Raw genomic sequence first — 15,823 nt, 5'->3', positions numbered from 1 at the left:
TCATTTTTACCCTGTCCCTTTTGCATATTCCGTTATTCTTAATCATACGTTAGAAAGAATATGTTATATAAAGTGCAGGGGAATGTTATGCAAGAATATGAGCTAAATGTATTAGACCAATATAATATAGATGTCACCGGCACCCGTAAGACAAGGGGTGCTATTTTATGCGACACGCGGCAGGGGCTTCTGCTGCTCCGGGAGGTGACGTCTTCTGAGAAACGTATCCCTGCTCTTTGCAATCTGTATGGCTATCTGAAGGAACAGGGATATGAATGGACCGACGAGATTCTTCCGAACAAGAACGGCGAATACGTCAGCGCGGCAGAGGACGGAAACAAATATATACTGAAGCAGTGGTATCAGGGGCGGGAATGTGACATACGCAAACCGGCAGAGCTGCTGGCGGCATCGGGTAACCTCGCCAAGCTTCACACCGTTATGTCCCGTGGGCTGGAAGAGGGGGCGCCGGCAGGTACGCACCTTGGAGAAGAGTATATCCGCCATAACCGCGAACTGAAAAAGGTACGGAGGTTCATGAGAGGCCTCTCTCCAAAGGGCGAATTTGAATTTGCGTTTTTAAAATATTTTGACCAGATGTACCAGTGGGCAGATCTTGCGCTGGAAGAATTGGAACACTCCGATTATGACGCGCTGTACCGGGACAGCATAGAACAGAGATGCATGACACATGGCGAGTATAATTATCATAACATACTTATACTTTCAGGCACTGCCGTGCCCGTCGAGACAGCGCAGGGAGGAATAACCGGCAGAAGTGTATCGAGGGGACCTGACTACAAAGGACACGGAGGACATATGAACAGGGAGCCGCTCCGGATTGCCACGACAAATTTTGACAAATTCAAAATAGATATCCAGGTAGAAGATCTGTATTATTTTCTAAGGAAAGTCATGGAAAAGCACGGCTGGAAGGAGAGACTCGGTGACAATATGCTTAACGCCTATTCCGCCATACGCCCGTTATCCTCCGGGGAGACAGAGTATATAAAAAACCGGCTCATATATCCGGAAAAGTTCTGGAAAATCGCAGATTCCTACTATCACTCGAACAAAGCATGGATATCAGTTAAAAGCATAGAGAAGTTGAACGTGGCTATCAGGCAGACAGAGGAAAAGAAGCGGTTTTTGGAGAATATATTTTCTTTCCATTTATAGAATCCTGTTGTATAATATGAAGCATATAAGAGACAGGAGGTACTTAGGTATGGGATATCTTGAAAAGTACAAGGAGTGGTTGGAAAATCCATATTTTGATGAAGGCACAAAGGCAGAGCTGAAGGGAATTGAGGGAGATGACAGCGAGATTAAAGAGCGTTTCTATAAAGACCTGGAGTTCGGTACGGCAGGTCTCAGAGGAATCATCGGAGCAGGAACGAACCGCCTGAATATCTATACGGTCAGGAAGGCCACACAAGGACTTGCAAATTATATCATGAAACAAAATGGACAGGACAGAGGAGTTGCAGTTGCATACGATTCCAGACGCATGTCACCGGAATTTGCAGATGAAGCAGCCCTCTGCCTTGCCGCTAACGGCATCAAGGCATATGTCTTTGAATCGCTCCGCCCGACACCAGAATTGTCATACGCCGTGCGGACCCTTGGCTGTATCGCTGGCATCAATATCACAGCCAGCCACAATCCGCCGGAATATAACGGATACAAAGTATATTGGGAAGATGGCGCCCAGATTACACCGCCTCATGACAAAGGAATTATGGACGAGGTAGAGGCAGTCGCCGACTACAATACAGTGAAGACGATGAGCCTTGAAGATGCGAAGGCAGCCGGAATGTACGAAGTCATTGGAACGGCCGTGGATGACGGTTACATCGCCGAGCTTAAGAAGCAGGTCATCCATCAGGACGCTATTGATAAGATGGGAAGCGAGCTGAAAATTGTGTACAGCCCTCTCCACGGAACAGGAAATATACCGGCAAGAAGGATATTGAAGGAACTTGGATTCAAAAATGTCTATATTGTCAAAGAACAGGAACTTCCAGACGGAGAATTCCCTACCGTCTCTTACCCGAATCCGGAGGCGGAAGAGGCATTTACCCTTGGTCTAAAGCTGGCCCGTGAGGTGGACGCAGATCTTGTACTTGCTACAGACCCGGATGCGGATCGTCTCGGGGTGTATGTCAAAGACGCAAAATCAGGCGAGTACAAGGTGCTTACAGGAAATATGTCAGGCTGTCTCCTTGCGGATTACGAGCTTGGTCAGAGAAAGGCGGCAGAAGGAAAGCTCCCGGAGGACGGATACCTTATTAAGACGATTGTCACATCCAACATGGCCGACGCGATTGCAAAAGGCTACGATGTGGGACTGATAGAAGTCCTGACCGGATTTAAATATATCGGACAGCAGATACTCGGATTCGAGACGACCGGAAAAGGGCAGTACCTGTTCGGGTTCGAGGAAAGCTATGGCTGCCTGATTGGCACACATGCCAGGGACAAGGACGCGATCGTTGCCACTATGGCACTGTGCGAGGCCGCCGCATACTACAAGACCAAGGGTATGACGCTCTGGGATGCGATGGTGGACATGTATGAGCGGTACGGGTACTACAAAGACTCTATCCAGTCCATCACGCTAAAGGGTATCGAAGGACTCCAGAAGATTCAGGAGATACTGGAGACGCTGCGGAAGAATCCTCCGATGGAAGTAGGCGGATACAGAGTTCTGAAGGCAAGAGACTATCAGGCAGATATTATCAAAGATATATCAACAGGAGAGGTGACACCTACCGGCCTGCCGTCATCCAATGTCCTGTACTACGATCTGACAGATGATGCATGGCTCTGTGTAAGACCGTCAGGTACAGAACCAAAGGTCAAATTTTACTATGGCATAAAAGGGACATCCCTGGAAGATGCAGATGAAAAATCACGTGTGCTTGGCGAGGAAGTTTTGTCCATGATAAATACGATGTTATAATCGGTAAAACCCTTGGAAATACGGCAAAAACTGCGAAATTCCCTTGACAAACATAGGGAAAGAAGGTATAACAGTAACTAAGGGCAACGCCGCATGGAAGAAGGCGTGCGCCGTTTTTTAAAAACTGTAGAATTTTAGTAAGGGATTCTATATCTAAACAAGAGGAGGAAATTATCCATGAACAAAACAGAATTAGTAGCAGCTATCGCTGAGCAGGCAGAATTATCAAAGAAAGATTCAGAAAAAGCTTTAAAAGCTTTTGTTGATGTAGTTACAGCTGAACTTAAAAAAGGTGAGAAAATTCAGTTAGTAGGATTTGGTACATTTGAAGTAAGCGAAAGAGCAGCAAGAGAGGGCAGAAACCCACAGACAGGCAAGACAATGAAGATTGCTGCATGCAAGGCTCCTAAATTCAAAGCTGGTAAAGCATTAAAAGACGCTGTTAATGCATAAGGATTAAAAGCGGTTATCAAGTAGAGAGCATACTGCTCTCTACTTTTTTAGTTGGAACGGGATGGTGGGGGGACAGGCCCCTTTCAGAAGGGGCCTGTCCCCCCACCACCGCTAAAAATCACATTCAGGAGGGTAGGCGTATGCGGTTAGATAAATTCTTAAAAGTATCCAGGCTCATCAAGCGCAGGACCGTTGCCAACGAAGCCTGCGACGCAGGAAGGGTGACGGTAAACGGAAGCGTCGCCAAAGCTTCGGTAAAAGTTAAGGCGGGAGATATCATAGAGATCCAGTTCGGCACAAAAGCAGTGAAGGTGGAAGTGCTGGATATCCAGGAAACGACGAAAAAAGAAGAGGCAAAGGACCTGTTCAGATATTTGTAATAAAGAAGAACAACCTGTCATATGATTATGAAGAAAGGTTGTGATGCACATGGAAGAGAGACCAGTACAAAAAGGACATAAGCTGGTAGTTAATAATAGAAAAACCAGCCTGGTAACGGGCGTTATCGACGTATTATCTTTTGATTTGAACGAGATTCTTCTGGAGACGGAGCAGGGCATGATGATGGTAAAAGGGACGGACCTTCATGTAAACCGGCTGAGCCTAGAGAAAGGCGAGGTCGATCTGTCCGGCAATATCGACAGTATCGCGTATTCAGAAGTCCATGCAGGAGGAAAGCAAGGGGAGAATCTGTTTTCCAAACTGTTCAGGTAGCTGCGTATGCCGGGAATAAGGGAAGAATTTATCGTATTTGTACTGGCCGTATTGTCTGGTGCAATCGTGCGCCTTGTATATAAGTGCATCAGCAGCTTCAGAGAGATTGTAAGACACAGCCTTGCTGCGATAGGGGCAGAAGATTTCTTATTCTGGATCGGTTCGGCGCTGTACTTGTTTGTGCAAATTTACCATACAAGTGATGGTAGCATCCGATGGTATTTTATACTAGGTGTTGTGCTTGGAGCCGTTTTGGCTGCTTTTTTAATCCGGCAGGCTGAAAAATTACACAAAAAAATGTACGCCCGCTCCAAAAAGAATTCGTCCAAAACTATTGATAAATCGGGTAAAAAAAGATAATATTATTATGATTAATGGGTGAATATTCTGGCTTCCGGGCCGGAAAAAAGGGTGAGTATAACAATGAATGGAATCAAACAAAAGAGTCGCAGGAGACGGCAGAAAAAACGTGTCCAGCGGCACAAAAGAAGTGTACTGGCTATCAGTTCAGTCATACTGCTGCTGCTCGTAATGGTGTCCGTCAACGGGATAACGCTCCGCGCGAAGGAAAAATCCTATGTGGCACAGGAGACAGAGCTTAAGAAGCAGATAAAAGAAGAGAAAAGCCGGGCGTCCAAGATAGACGAGCTGGAAGATTACGTAGGTACGGATGAATATGTAGAAGACGTGGCAAGGGAAAAACTCGGTCTCGTCCACGAAGGTGAGATCATATTCAAGGCAAAATAGATTAGATGATAGAAAACACGGATGATGAAGCTTTAGGAAATTGTATTCCTAAAGCTTTTTTATGTTCGGTCCAAGACCCCGCTGCGAGCAACGGGGCATCAAAGCTGCAGCACAACGGGGTCTTGGACCCCACGGGCAGCCGCCTAGCGGATATGCAAGCATGTCCACTAGGCTCGCTGCCTTCGCGAGAATATATTAAAGGGGGAGCTATAATGGCTGAAGTAAAAGAAAAGGGGACTTTCCTGAACCCTTATGTCATACAGATGGACAAGTTCGCGGATTCGCTCATGCACCTGTCCCGGACATTCCTTACGCTGGAAGACTACAAAGGAACGTTTTCGAAAGAAGAGATTGAAGACATGTTTGTAAAGATAACAGATAAAGTATGCGAGAACTGCGAGAAAAAGGAATGGTGCCTCGGCGAGAACAGAGTACATACCTACCAGATGCTATATGAGATATTATGCACGGTGGAGGAGTACGGGGCAGAGCTGAATGTAGAGATCAAGAGGAAGCTCCAGAAGAAATGTATCTCAGCGCCCCGGTTCCTGCGGGAGACGCTGGAAGTGTTTGAAAATGCCAAACAGATACTGCTCTGGAACAACAGGATTGTCCAGAACCGGGAAGGCTATGCAATCCAGCTCAACAGTTTTGCAAGAATGATACAGTATACGACAAGAGAGCTGGATGCAGGTATATTTGAGGATGAGCATCTTGAGAAAAAGCTGAAGAATCATCTGAAAAAGTTCGGTGTGCGTATGCTTTCTTCGGTATTCTTTGTTACCGCAGAAGGAAAGTACGAGATTCATGTTACCGTAAAGGCATCGAAGGGCCACTGTATCGCGACAAAAGAGCTGGCCACGGAGATTGGAAGATGTGTGGGACGAGTCATGATGCTCGAGCAGGGGGAACGGCCCATCATCGGGGAAGATTACTGCACGGTCGCCTGCGTGGAAGGTGCCAGATACCATACGCTGCAGGGCGTGGCCAAGATTGGGAAAGGCTGTGAGAAGATATCAGGAGATACCTTCCTCATGACCGATCTGCCGGGCGGAAAGAAAGGCGTTGCGCTGTCGGACGGCATGGGTTCCGGAGAGGATGCCCTGCGCGAAAGCACGATGGTCGTAGAGATGCTGGAAGAACTTCTGGAGGCGGGCTTTCCGGTAAAGACGGCAATCCAGATGATGAATACGGCTCTTGTCATCGGCAGGGAAGAAGTACGTTTTTCCACGATCGACGTAAGCCTGTTCGACCTATACAGTGGCAAATGCGAATTCGTGAAGGCAGGTGCATCCACCACATTTATCAAAAGGAAAGAAGGCGTGGAAAGGATCAGCTCCACGACGCTGCCCATCGGCGTCATACAGGATATTGAGATAGAATCTGTAGAAAAAGAGCTGGAATCAGGCGACTTTATAATCATGGTCACGGACGGTGTCATGGATGCCCTTCCCGTGGGCGAACAGGACGTCCTCATGAGCACATTTATCCAGGGCTCAAATATTGTCAATCCGAAGGAGCTGGCACACCATATCCTGGGACAGGTGCTGGAATGGACAGGGGAAGTTCCGATAGACGATATGACCGTGCTTGCGGTTGGAATGTGGAAACTGTGAGGAAAACTTGCATTTTAGGAAGAACTTCTATATATTTAAGATAAGAAAAATATAAGAACTGGTGGATAAACATGTATCAACGTGTCAGAGAGTATGCGGCAGAGCATCATATGCTGCAGCAGTCAGATATCGTAATAGCAGGCATATCGGGAGGAGCAGATTCCATATGCCTTCTTTTCGTGCTGCTGGAACTGAAAAAAGAGCTAGGCTTTTCGGTCACTGCGGTCCATGTCCACCACGGCCTGCGTGCAGACAGCGCAGACAGAGATGCGGGATATGTTGAGAGGATATGCCGGGAACAGGAAATCGAGCTTGAAATCTTCCATGAAGATGTAAAAGCGTATGCCAAGCTGCATAAGCTTACGGAGGAAGAAGCGGGCCGGGAAGTGCGCCGGGCTGCGTTCCTGAAAGTGCTGAAGCAGAAGGGCGGCACGAAGATAGCACTTGCACACCACCAGAATGATAACGTAGAGACGCTGATGCTCAACCTGTGCAGGGGGACCGGATTGAAAGGAATCGGGGGTATCCCTCCGGCAGAAGGAGTGTGGATACATCCACTTTTATGCCTGAAAAGGAAAGAAGTGGAATCATATCTTGAAGAACGGGGAATATCATATTGTACGGATGAAACAAATCTGGAGGATGGATACGCCCGTAATAAGATTCGCAACCACGTTATCCCTTACCTGGAGGCGGAAATTAATGTGCAGTCGTCCGACCATATGGCAGAGACGATGAGGCAGATGCGCCTGTTGGGAACATATGTGGAAATAGAGGCCGGTAAATATAAGAAAGCATGTATATGCGCGGACGAAGCAGGCGGAATATTGCTTCAGAAAGACGCATTTGGGCATACGCCGGAGGCGCTGAAACCATACGTGCTGCACAGCATACTGTGCCAGGCAGCAGGGAAAAGCAAGGATATAGAAGCCGTCCATGTAAGGCTTGTCAGAGAACTTATGGATAAACAGGTGGGAAGACGGATATCCCTCCCTTACGGCGTAACGGCGGGAAGGTGTTATGAAGGCATCAGGTTTACGAAGGAAGAACAGGAGACCGGCGGGGAGGAAGATACGGAAGATTTGCATATATCGTGCCGTGTGATAGAGAGGACGCCAGAGATGAGAACATTTCCCAAAACCCCCTACACGAAATGGTTTGATTATGATATAATAAAGAATACTGTTAAAATGAGGCATCGGGAACCTGGAGATTATATTACTATCGACAGGAACGGCAGGACCCAGAAGCTGAAACAGTATTTTATCAATGAAAAGATACCACGGGAGGAACGGGACCGCATCTGGCTCGTGGCTGACGGACACCATATCATGTGGGTAATTGGTGGCAGACAGAATCAGAAATATCAGGTCACGGAACATACGAAAAGAATTCTGGAAATAGAAGTAGACGGAGGAGAAAAAGATGGCAGAGACTGTAAAGGTATTGTTGTCGGAAGAAGAAGTTGCAAAGAGGATTGAGGAATTAGGCAGAAAAATCAGCGAAGATTATGCAGGGAAACAGGTGCACCTCATCTGCGTGCTGAAAGGCGGGGTATTCTTTATGTGTGAATTGGCAAAGAAGATCTCTATTCCTGTATCCATGGACTTTATGAGCGTCAGCAGCTATGGCGACGGTACGGCCTCAAGCGGCGTCGTCAAGATAGCAAAAGACCTGGATGAAGCACTTGAAGGCAAGGATGTGCTCGTCGTTGAGGATATCATCGACTCAGGAAGGACCCTGTATTATCTGCTGGACATACTTGCCAAGAGACATCCAAACAGCATGAAGCTGTGCACACTGCTGGATAAGCCGGAGAGACGCGTAAGGGACGTCACAGTGGATTATGTGGGATTTGAGATTCCGGACGAATTCGTAGTGGGATATGGGCTGGATTATGCCCAAAAATATAGAAATCTACCATACATCGGAGTAGTGGAAGGTGTGGAGTAGAAAGGGGCTTTAAACATTGAACGAGAAAAAAGGAAGAGGGCTGAGTGGTGTAACCTTGCTTATTTTTGTCGTGTTCTTATTCGCGGCACTTTGGTTCACCAATCAGTTTGACCAGAAAGAAAAAGAATTGACCTGGAAGGAATTTCAGAAGGTAATCGTGAAAGACAACGTAGAATCTGTAGTCGTATCACAAAATAAAAATGTTCCTACAGGCCGGGTAGAGATAGAACTGAAAGACAAGAAGAGCTCTGACAGCGAGGTAAGATATTACTATGTGTCAGATGTCAATGAGATCCAGAGCTACCTGAAGGAAAAAGGAATCGACTATGAGATGCCGGATGTGCCGCAGGACAGCTGGCTGACAACTACGATTGTACCTATGCTGCTCATGTTTGGCGGCATATTGATTATATTCTTCCTGATGAACCGTCAGGGCGGCGGGGCCAATGCGAAGGCCATGAGCTTTGGGAAGAGCCGTGCAAGGCTGAGCACGGATACAGATAAGAAGATAACATTTGCCCAGGTTGCGGGGCTTCAGGAAGAAAAAGAAGAGCTGGAGGAGATCGTGGATTTCCTCAAATCTCCGAAAAAATATATCCAGGTCGGAGCGCGTATCCCCAAAGGCGTGCTTCTCGTAGGCCCTCCCGGTACAGGTAAGACGCTTCTCGCAAAAGCGGTGGCCGGAGAGGCGGGCGTGCCGTTCTTCACCATATCAGGCTCTGACTTTGTGGAAATGTTCGTCGGTGTCGGAGCGTCCCGTGTCCGTGACCTGTTTGAGGAAGCCAAGAAAAATGCACCCTGCATCATCTTTATCGATGAGATTGATGCAGTGGCCAGACGGCGCGGTACCGGTATGGGCGGCGGCCATGACGAGAGGGAGCAGACGCTGAACCAGCTGCTTGTAGAGATGGACGGATTCGGCGTGAACGAGGGTATCATCGTAATGGCGGCGACGAACAGGGTCGATATACTGGATCCCGCCATCTTGCGGCCGGGACGTTTTGACAGGAAGGTCATGGTAGGGCGCCCTGACGTCAAAGGAAGGGAAGATATACTGAAAGTGCACGCAAAAGGCAAACCGCTCAGCGAAGAAGTCGATTTAAAGCAGATTGCCCAGACGACGGCGGGATTTACCGGCGCAGATCTCGAAAACCTTCTAAATGAGTCTGCTATCATCGCGGCAAAAGACAACCGTATCTATCTGAAGCAAGAAGATATTAGAAAAGCATTTGTCAAAGTAGGTATCGGTGCGGAAAAGAAAAGCCGCATCATTTCTGAAAAAGAAAAACGGATTACGGCGTTCCACGAAGCCGGCCATGCGATACTGTTCCACGTGCTGCCGGATGTGGGGCCGGTATACAGCGTATCCATCATACCGACCGGAGGAGCTGGAGGGTACACGATGCCCCTCCCTGAAAATGATGAGATGTTCAATACAAGAGGAAAGATGCTTCAGGACATAACGGTTGCGCTTGGAGGCCGGGTCGCAGAGGAAGAGGTTCTTGATGATATAACGACAGGAGCGTCACAGGACATTAAACAGGCAACAAGCCTGGCGAAATCCATGGTGACGAAGTTCGGCATGTCCGAGACGGTCGGTCTTGTCAATTACGATGACGACAGTGACGAAGTATTTATCGGCCGCGATCTGGCACATGCATCAAGAGGATACGGAGAAAGCGTTGCAACGATTATCGACCAGGAAGTTAAGCGCATTATAGACGAGTGCTACGGCAGGGCAAGAAGCATTATCAAGAAATACGATGATGTGCTGCATTCATGTGCGGAATTGCTGCTGGAGAAAGAAAAAATATCAAGAGATGAATTTGAATCATTATTTACAGGAGAGGTGTCTGAAGCTTAAAGAAAAAATATATACTTATTGGACTAATAATGTTCAATAAGTATGATATATAATATAGAGAGGAATTGAGTTGCATGAAGGAACAAGCTTTGTTTTGTGATGGAACTGCGAGCTACGTCAGTCCGCCCGAACCGGCGGAAAATAAGAGGGTGACGCTCCGGTTCCGGACAGCCAAAGATGATGTGGACAGTGTCCGCCTCGTAACCAGGGTCGGTGGTTACGAAATGGAGCTAGATGAGACCAGGGGCGGGTTCGACTACTACACAATCAGCTGGCGGCTGAATGAGGAGCGTTTCCACTATTGCTTTGAAATCCGCTCTGGTGAAGAAGTCTGTTTTTATAACAGATGTGGTGTGTCAAAAGAGGTTGTTGAATTTTATGATTTTGTTATAGCACCGGGATTTTCTACACCGGATTGGGCCAAGGGAGCCGTGATGTATCAGATATACACCGACCGCTTCTATAATGGGGATAAGTCCAATGACGTAGAGTCAAACGAATATTTTTATATTGGAGGCTACAGCCGTAAGGTCACGGACTGGAACAAGTATCCTGATACGATGGGGGTGCGTGAATTTTACGGGGGAGACCTGAAAGGCGTCATGGATAAGCTGGATTACCTGCAGGACCTTGGAGTCGAGGTACTGTACTTTAACCCGCTGTTCGTATCGCCGTCGAACCATAAGTATGATATTCAGGATTACGATTATATCGACCCTCACTACGGAGTGATATTGGAAGACGGAGGAGAAGTCCTGTCCGAAGGTGTGACTGACAACTCTAAGGCGAGCAAGTACCAGAAGCGCACGACAGACCGCAGGAATCTGGAAGCCAGCAACCAGCTGTTCATACAGCTGGTGGAAGAACTTCACAGGCGGGGAATGAAGATTATACTGGACGGGGTGTTTAACCATTGCGGTTCATTCAATAAATGGATGGACAGGGAAAGAATATATGAAAGTCATGACGGTTATGCCAAAGGGGCGTACGTATCTCCGGACAGTCCATACAGGAGCTATTTTAGATTTTACAAAGAGGAGCCGGAAAACTGGCCATACAATCATAATTACGATGGGTGGTGGGGACACGATACCCTGCCGAAGCTGAACTATGAAGATTCTGTAAAACTGGAAAATTACATTTTATATATCGGACGTAAGTGGGTTTCGCCCCCGTACAATGTGGACGGCTGGCGTCTGGACGTAGCTGCAGATCTGGGGCGCAGCAATGAATATAACCATCAGTTCTGGAAGAAGTTCCGGGAAGCGGTAAAAGATGCCAATCCCGATGCGCTTATACTTGCGGAGCACTATGGCGATCCAAGCGAGTGGCTCAGAGGTGACGAGTGGGATACGGTCATGAACTATGACGCGTTCATGGAACCGGTCACGTGGTTCCTGACAGGTATGGAAAAGCACAGTGACGAAGCACGGGAAGAGCTGTCGGGAAATGCGGATAACTTTGTCGGCTCTATCTCACACCACATGTCTAATATGCTGACGCCATCTCTCCAGGTGGCTATGAATGAGCTGTCCAACCACGACCATTCCAGATTTCTGACAAGGACGAACCATATGGTTGGCCGTGTAGAGAGGCTGGGTCCGCAGGCGGCGGAAGCGTATGTCAATACTGCAGTCATGCGTGAGGCGGTCGTAATCCAGATGACCTGGATTGGGGCGCCGACCGTATATTACGGGGATGAGGCCGGAGTGTGCGGATTCACAGATCCTGACAACAGGCGTACGTATCCATGGGGAAACGAAGATAAGGAGATGCTGTCTTTCCATAAGGAAGTGATTCGTATACACAAAGAGCACAAAGCACTGAGGACGGGCTCGCTGAGCATGCTGACATGGGCTGAAAATGTCCTGGCTTATAGCCGTTTCCTCAGGGAAGAGCAGATTATCGTAATTGTCAATAATAGAAGTGAGCTCACAGAAGTGACCGTACCAGTCTGGAGGGCTGAAGTACCGGCCAAATGCCGGATGAAGAGGCTCATCTACTCCTACTCCAAAGGGTATACGACAGAGTACGAAGAGTATCTTGTTGTTGACGGTGAACTTGTCGTCAATATGGGGGCACATTCCGCCCTTGTGCTTGAGACGATTGTGGAAGAAAGATAGGGGACATAGAATACAAGAACAAAAAAACAGGCATATGTGCCTGTTTTTTTATTCGCTCTATATTCTCCTGTTTAAGGACAAAACCATACTATTTAAAGACAAGTTTACATATGCTTCCTTAAAACATGTTATCTTTTTTCTATAAAGTTGCGAAATAATTCGACGTATGCCAATAGATATTGTTTTTCAGGAACAGTCATCATATCTACATGAAAAAAGATTTGTTCTGTAAGCGTATCCGAAGGCCCGCCTGATTGACGAAAAAAATCGCGGAGCAGATCTTCCAGCCCGACGTCTAATATATCGGCCAGCATATGAAGTTTCTTTACACTGGGAAGAATCTTTCCATTTTCCAGACGGCTGATAAAACTAGAAGACAAGTTTGCTTTTTCAGCCAGTTCTTCCTGAGTAAGTCCGGCATCCAATCTGGCCTGCTTTACTCTTAATCCGATTTTTTCTTCCATGATGGCTCCTTTCGCTTTTGGGATTAGTGTAACAATATTTTATAAAAATATGAAATAACTAATATGCATATATATTTACTAATATGCAAAAAAACGGACATATAAGACGGAGACGGAGTGAATGATTAAACACACGAATGAGTACGCAGAAACTATCCGGCTGGCCGTAATGAATCTGGAGAAGGAAGGGCTTGAGACAGGCGAAGTGCTCATAGACAGCATTGGCTGGCTCTATGAAAAATATCTGGTCAGCGGTGACAAACGATATGTGCGCCAGTCGCTGGCGCATATGCAGGTGTATCTGGAACAGGGTAACGACTATGAAGATAACAGGCGCTTATTTGACCGCGTCATAAATGCGCTGGATATGAAGAAAGAGGATCTGCTCATCCGGCTGTACGATGACTGCCCCGTCATAAAGGCCAATAAGAGCCAGGTCAGGAGCATGATCGGCAGATGGAATCCTCATATACATTCGATGTCGATTCATGAGGTAATAGATGATATAATAGAGAAGGTAAATAATGGAAAAGACGGAATGTATTATTACTACAGCGGAAAAATGCTGGACAGCAATAAGAATGTAGTACCTAAGGACAAGTACCGCCTGACCATACGGGATGGACGTTCCCAGTTCTGGGATATGCGCCGGAACCGTTATTTTACGATAAAAAGATAAGAGAGATACGTTATGATAAGAGTAGCTATTGTTGATGACAATCCGGAAATCGTGGAACTGGTGCACACGATTGTGCTGGATAAAGTGGGCAAAAGTCAGGAGCAGGCTGACAATGTCAAGTGCTTTACGAAGCCCATAATGCTGAGATATGAACTGGAAGAAAACAGGCAGTATGACCTGTATCTGCTGGATGTTGAGATGCCGGGAGTGAATGGCATAGAGCTGGCTAAATATATAAGGAAAGTACAAGAGAATGCGTATATCGTATTCCTAACGTCACATCCGGAATTTGCCATATACAGTTATGACCTGAGTATTCAGGCTTACCAGTATATACTGAAAGGCAAAATGAAGACAACGCTTCCGTATGTTCTTGAAAAGATTCAGAATAATCTGAAGAACAAGACAGACCAGTTTCTCGTAATACATAACAATATCAGATATGAAAAGATAGACCATCCGAAGATAATCCGCATGTACAAAGAAGGAAAGAATACGGCCATCGTTACAGACAACGGTATCCACAAGAAAAGGTCAACTTTGGAAAAGGTGCTTAAGGAGCTGGAAGGTTCGTCTTTTATACAGATAGAACGGGGCAGTATTGTAAATATAGAGCGGATAGACAAGATAATTAGAAATGAAGTCCATATGGACAATGGCGATATTATGGAAATAAGCAGGGCCAACGTCAAGTCCGTAAAACAGCGGATCAACCAATATTGGGGAGAGCATATATGATAGTGGAAATACTGCAGTTCTTCCTGGCGCTGGCAGAAATCGGCGTTTGCTTCTGGGCCTGTGATAAGCTGATCTACCATGGGGAGGTCGTAGGGAGGCACCGGTGGTACATAATAATATGCACTTTTATTATATCTTGTTTTGTAGTTTGGAACCGAACAATAACATTTGCATCTTTTTTAGTGCTATTAGCTGGGGTTGCTATGATTTGGGGGCTGATTTATGCCTATACCAGAAAAAAGGCTTTGCTTAGTTTTATGTTTATTCTTGACTACCTATTGTTAACTTCCCTTTTAGATTTAGCTTTATCGTTTTTTGCGATAAGCATTCTTGGAGATGGTTATTGGAATAAAATATATTATAGTGCCAGCTTCGGAAGAATTATTATTTATGTTATCTCAAGAATAATAATGATTACAAGTTGTTATATTTTACAATGTTATGCAAATAAACTAAAGTTTGATATTGATAGCTATAGAGGAGCATTGTTTGGCCTGGGCACAGTTGGTGGAATTTGGTGGTGGTGGCTTTTGACTACACTATTAGACCGTGGTGGTGCTAATAGTCTGGGAGATAGTTTTTTTGTAATTACTTGTTTGGTGATTTTATTAACTTTAATGGCTATTGAATTAAAAAGTATTTATTTAAAATCTCAAGCTCAAATGATTCAAATGAAAAATGAATTACTTGAGAAAAACTATGATAATTTTTATGGTTTATATGAAAATAGCCGTTATGTTTATCATGATTTTAAAAATCATATGATATTACTTAAGAACTACATGGAGCATAATGAATACGATAAGGCACAACAATACTTGGAAAACATTGTGACGCCGTTAGAAGAGCTAAGCAATTACACCTTTTGTGATTCTCAAGTGTTAAATTTAGTTCTAAATCTTAAAGGATATGAAGCAAACCAAAAAGGTGTACGTTTTTGGGCTGATATCGATTCAAGGCTTTGTCAGCAAATAGACGAAAATGATTTAGGAATTATTTTCTTTAATCTTTTAGATAATGCCATTGAAGCGTGTGATAAAATTGAAAATAAAGAGAAATGGATACATGTTGCAATTAAGAAGAAAAAGCAAGTTATGATAATTAAAATAAAAAATAGCATTGAAAAGCAAATAATGATGAAGGATGGAAGGTATGTAACAGAGAAACATAATAAAGCAATACACGGACTTGGCTTACAATCTGTAAAGTCATTAGTGGAAAAGTATGATGGAGAAGTGCACTGTAGTCATACTGAAGATATATTTACAGTAGTAATTACATTCTTTGAGAATGGATTATAAATTTATTATAGGGAGGAGGCTAAAAGATGATGAGAGAAGAAAAAAATATGGAATTAGCCGGTGATTTGTTGCAGGAGTTTGAAGAAGTGCAAACACTTGTTAATGAAGAAGTTGGCGTACCGTATTCAACGTGGACATTGGCTTGTTCTCAGTTCTGCACAATTATTTGCTGTAATTAAGAAGAAGGTAAGAGCTTAATGCTCTTA

Annotated in this window: 17 protein-coding genes; 16 read left to right on the top strand and 1 reads right to left on the bottom strand. The window is 45.5% G+C overall.

Features of this window, described 5'->3' with window-relative positions; genetic code table 11:
* Positions 1-87: 87 nt before the first annotated feature.
* The 12 genes from HMPREF0980_RS17605 (at position 88) to HMPREF0980_RS17550 (ending at position 12,435) form a co-directional block, all read left to right on the top strand.
* Positions 88-1,179 carry a protein kinase family protein gene (locus HMPREF0980_RS17605; RefSeq protein WP_049730387.1) on the top strand — a complete coding sequence of 364 codons (1,092 nt, stop codon included), beginning with the start codon at positions 88-90 and terminating at the stop codon, positions 1,177-1,179.
* Positions 1,180-1,228: 49 nt separating this feature from the next.
* On the top strand, positions 1,229-2,965 hold the full coding sequence (locus HMPREF0980_RS17600) for a phospho-sugar mutase (RefSeq protein WP_049730386.1): 1,737 nt from the start codon (positions 1,229-1,231) through the stop codon (positions 2,963-2,965).
* Between the two features lie 144 nt (positions 2,966-3,109).
* Positions 3,110-3,418, top strand: coding sequence for an HU family DNA-binding protein (locus HMPREF0980_RS17595; protein ID WP_227188315.1), 309 nt, complete (start codon positions 3,110-3,112; stop codon positions 3,416-3,418).
* A 140-nt stretch (positions 3,419-3,558) separates the two neighbouring features.
* Positions 3,559-3,798, top strand: coding sequence for an RNA-binding S4 domain-containing protein (locus HMPREF0980_RS17590; RefSeq protein WP_049730384.1), 240 nt, complete (start codon positions 3,559-3,561; stop codon positions 3,796-3,798).
* 49 nt (positions 3,799-3,847) lie between these two features.
* On the top strand, positions 3,848-4,132 hold the full coding sequence (gene yabP, locus HMPREF0980_RS17585) for a sporulation protein YabP (RefSeq protein WP_049730510.1): 285 nt from the start codon (positions 3,848-3,850) through the stop codon (positions 4,130-4,132).
* Positions 4,133-4,138: 6 nt separating this feature from the next.
* Complete coding sequence (yabQ, locus tag HMPREF0980_RS17580; RefSeq protein WP_049730383.1) at positions 4,139-4,492, top strand: spore cortex biosynthesis protein YabQ; 354 nt, start codon at positions 4,139-4,141, stop codon at positions 4,490-4,492.
* 63 nt (positions 4,493-4,555) lie between these two features.
* Positions 4,556-4,879: an FtsB family cell division protein gene (locus tag HMPREF0980_RS17575; RefSeq protein ID WP_049730382.1), complete on the top strand. Its 324-nt coding sequence runs from the start codon at positions 4,556-4,558 to the stop codon at positions 4,877-4,879.
* A 212-nt stretch (positions 4,880-5,091) separates the two neighbouring features.
* On the top strand, positions 5,092-6,495 hold the full coding sequence (locus HMPREF0980_RS17570; protein ID WP_049730381.1) for a SpoIIE family protein phosphatase: 1,404 nt from the start codon (positions 5,092-5,094) through the stop codon (positions 6,493-6,495).
* Between the two features lie 71 nt (positions 6,496-6,566).
* A complete protein-coding gene (tilS, locus tag HMPREF0980_RS17565) occupies positions 6,567-7,976 on the top strand; it encodes a tRNA lysidine(34) synthetase TilS (RefSeq protein WP_049730380.1) in 1,410 nt (469 codons plus the stop codon).
* Entirely contained in the window at positions 7,921-8,448 is a 528-nt protein-coding gene (gene hpt, locus HMPREF0980_RS17560) for a hypoxanthine phosphoribosyltransferase (RefSeq protein ID WP_049730379.1), read from the top strand. Before tilS ends, hpt begins: the two co-directional genes overlap by 56 nt.
* Before the next feature lie 16 nt (positions 8,449-8,464).
* Positions 8,465-10,312, top strand: coding sequence for an ATP-dependent zinc metalloprotease FtsH (gene ftsH, locus HMPREF0980_RS17555; protein WP_049730378.1), 1,848 nt, complete (start codon positions 8,465-8,467; stop codon positions 10,310-10,312).
* 74 nt (positions 10,313-10,386) lie between these two features.
* Positions 10,387-12,435: a glycoside hydrolase family 13 protein gene (locus tag HMPREF0980_RS17550; protein WP_049730377.1), complete on the top strand. Its 2,049-nt coding sequence runs from the start codon at positions 10,387-10,389 to the stop codon at positions 12,433-12,435.
* Between the two features lie 128 nt (positions 12,436-12,563).
* On the opposite strand, the gene HMPREF0980_RS17545 is transcribed toward HMPREF0980_RS17550, so the two are convergent.
* Positions 12,564-12,899: a helix-turn-helix domain-containing protein gene (locus tag HMPREF0980_RS17545; RefSeq protein WP_049730376.1), complete on the bottom strand. Its 336-nt coding sequence runs from the start codon at positions 12,897-12,899 to the stop codon at positions 12,564-12,566.
* Positions 12,900-13,020: 121 nt separating this feature from the next.
* Between HMPREF0980_RS17545 and HMPREF0980_RS17540 the strand changes: the two genes are divergently transcribed.
* The 4 genes from HMPREF0980_RS17540 to HMPREF0980_RS19040 are packed head-to-tail and all read left to right on the top strand — an operon-like array spanning position 13,021 to position 15,796.
* Entirely contained in the window at positions 13,021-13,578 is a 558-nt protein-coding gene (locus tag HMPREF0980_RS17540) for a hypothetical protein (RefSeq protein ID WP_049730375.1), read from the top strand.
* 12 nt (positions 13,579-13,590) lie between these two features.
* Entirely contained in the window at positions 13,591-14,316 is a 726-nt protein-coding gene (locus HMPREF0980_RS17535) for a LytR/AlgR family response regulator transcription factor (RefSeq protein ID WP_049730374.1), read from the top strand.
* Complete coding sequence (locus HMPREF0980_RS17530) at positions 14,313-15,617, top strand: sensor histidine kinase (RefSeq protein ID WP_049730373.1); 1,305 nt, start codon at positions 14,313-14,315, stop codon at positions 15,615-15,617. Before HMPREF0980_RS17535 ends, HMPREF0980_RS17530 begins: the two co-directional genes overlap by 4 nt.
* 26 nt (positions 15,618-15,643) lie before the next feature.
* Positions 15,644-15,796: a hypothetical protein gene (locus HMPREF0980_RS19040; protein ID WP_157039379.1), complete on the top strand. Its 153-nt coding sequence runs from the start codon at positions 15,644-15,646 to the stop codon at positions 15,794-15,796.
* Positions 15,797-15,823 lie beyond the last annotated feature (27 nt).

The sequence above is a fragment of the Dorea sp. D27 genome, assembly GCF_001185345.1.
In the GTDB taxonomy this organism is placed as follows: domain Bacteria; phylum Bacillota; class Clostridia; order Lachnospirales; family Lachnospiraceae; genus Extibacter.
The sequence above is the reverse complement of the archived record's forward strand: the minus strand, read 5'-3'. Positions and strand labels throughout refer to the sequence as shown.

Coding starts and splice junctions, on each gene's coding strand:
- HMPREF0980_RS17600 (WP_049730386.1), top strand. CDS start 1,229: ATGGGATATCTTGAAAAGTACAAGGAGTGGTTGGAAAATCCATATTTT.
- yabQ (WP_049730383.1), top strand. CDS start 4,139: ATGCCGGGAATAAGGGAAGAATTTATCGTATTTGTACTGGCCGTATTG.
- HMPREF0980_RS17550 (WP_049730377.1), top strand. CDS start 10,387: ATGAAGGAACAAGCTTTGTTTTGTGATGGAACTGCGAGCTACGTCAGT.
- HMPREF0980_RS19040 (WP_157039379.1), top strand. CDS start 15,644: ATGATGAGAGAAGAAAAAAATATGGAATTAGCCGGTGATTTGTTGCAG.
- hpt (WP_049730379.1), top strand. CDS start 7,921: ATGGCAGAGACTGTAAAGGTATTGTTGTCGGAAGAAGAAGTTGCAAAG.
- HMPREF0980_RS17535 (WP_049730374.1), top strand. CDS start 13,591: ATGATAAGAGTAGCTATTGTTGATGACAATCCGGAAATCGTGGAACTG.
- HMPREF0980_RS17540 (WP_049730375.1), top strand. CDS start 13,021: ATGATTAAACACACGAATGAGTACGCAGAAACTATCCGGCTGGCCGTA.
- HMPREF0980_RS17570 (WP_049730381.1), top strand. CDS start 5,092: ATGGCTGAAGTAAAAGAAAAGGGGACTTTCCTGAACCCTTATGTCATA.
- HMPREF0980_RS17590 (WP_049730384.1), top strand. CDS start 3,559: ATGCGGTTAGATAAATTCTTAAAAGTATCCAGGCTCATCAAGCGCAGG.
- HMPREF0980_RS17575 (WP_049730382.1), top strand. CDS start 4,556: ATGAATGGAATCAAACAAAAGAGTCGCAGGAGACGGCAGAAAAAACGT.
- tilS (WP_049730380.1), top strand. CDS start 6,567: ATGTATCAACGTGTCAGAGAGTATGCGGCAGAGCATCATATGCTGCAG.
- HMPREF0980_RS17605 (WP_049730387.1), top strand. CDS start 88: ATGCAAGAATATGAGCTAAATGTATTAGACCAATATAATATAGATGTC.
- yabP (WP_049730510.1), top strand. CDS start 3,848: ATGGAAGAGAGACCAGTACAAAAAGGACATAAGCTGGTAGTTAATAAT.
- HMPREF0980_RS17530 (WP_049730373.1), top strand. CDS start 14,313: ATGATAGTGGAAATACTGCAGTTCTTCCTGGCGCTGGCAGAAATCGGC.
- HMPREF0980_RS17545 (WP_049730376.1), bottom strand. CDS start 12,899: ATGGAAGAAAAAATCGGATTAAGAGTAAAGCAGGCCAGATTGGATGCC.